Origin of the sequence: Acinetobacter sp. GWC1_38_13 (assembly GCF_001767535.1) — a bacterium.
GTDB classification, from domain to species: Bacteria; Pseudomonadota; Gammaproteobacteria; order Pseudomonadales; family Moraxellaceae; genus Acinetobacter; species Acinetobacter junii.
Window position 1 is genome coordinate 4,340 of sequence record NZ_MELG01000127.1, and the last position, 1,129, is coordinate 5,468.

Here is a 1,129-nt window from a genome sequence, read left to right on the forward strand (position 1 = left end):
TTAGTACCAATAGCAATCCAACTCCTCCTTCATCTCCATATTCAGATGAATAGAAAAAATAATCTTTGATTTTTTTGATCAATTCGACCACTCTTAACAGGGTGGTCGTTTTGTTTTTTCAATAAATAAAAAGTCTATAGGAGAATTAAATGAAGAAGCCTAACCGCGTATTTGCACCGATTATTATTGCTGGAATCACCGTAGGATTTTTGGCAAGTGCATATAAATTCGTGATCGCAAAGTCTGGCACGAGCAAAGAAAAATCAACATCAAATAGCTCGCAATCCTCTTCTGTTGAAGCAGCGAATTCTCCTGAGCATCACTCTTAGTTCATCAAATGATCTGCTCAATTTGAATTTTCTAGACGAATTGAGCAGCGGCTTGTGCTGATGACCACGCCCATTGGAAGTTATATCCCCCAAGATGACCTGTTACATCGAGAACCTCTCCAATAAAATACAAGCCTTTTTGTTTTTTACTTTCCATGGTTTTGGAGGATACCTCGCTGGTATCTACGCCACCGAGAGTCACTTCTGCAGTTCGATATCCCTCAGTTCCTGAAGGTTTTACAGCATAAGCATGTAGTTGTGTTGCAATGTGCTCCAGTTGAGCATCACTGATATTGCCAATCGAAGTTTCACTGTGATCCGCCCAAATGAGTTGCTGTAACTCAATAACGATACTTTTTGCAGTGAACTCATTCAGTAAAGTTCTGAGTAGAACTTTAGGTTGTGATTTTTTCTTGGCTTTGAAAAAATCCAATAAATCTTGGCTTGGGAAAAAGTCTATTTTAAAACTTTCTCCAACATGCCAGTAATTGGATAGTTGCAAGGAGCTTGGACCACTTAAACCGCGATGGGTAAATAAAAGTGCTTCAGTAAATTGATGACGATCGTTGATCAAGGTTGCATCTAATGCATTACCACTTAAGCGAGTGGTTACTTCTTTAAACTGATCCGAAAAAGTAAAGGGAACAAGACCAGCACGGGTTGGAAATACATGATGTCCGAACTGCTTTGCCAGTTCATAGCCAAAACCTGAACCGCCTAATGTTGGAATCGATAAACCACCAGTGGCAACCACTAACGACTCACAGTGATAAGTGCCTTGATTGGTTTCAATAATAAAA

General features: G+C 39.5%; 2 protein-coding genes. One reads left to right on the forward strand and one right to left on the reverse strand.

Annotated features, from left to right (window positions below; all coding sequences use genetic code 11):
* Positions 1-149: 149 nt before the first annotated feature.
* Complete coding sequence (locus A2003_RS13910; RefSeq protein WP_004914255.1) at positions 150-329, forward strand: hypothetical protein; 180 nt, start codon at positions 150-152, stop codon at positions 327-329.
* 31 nt (positions 330-360) lie between these two features.
* On the opposite strand, the gene A2003_RS13915 is transcribed toward A2003_RS13910, so the two are convergent.
* On the reverse strand, positions 361-1,129 hold a 769-nt coding region (locus A2003_RS13915; RefSeq protein ID WP_286687520.1), incomplete at its 5' end, for an aminoacetone oxidase family FAD-binding enzyme.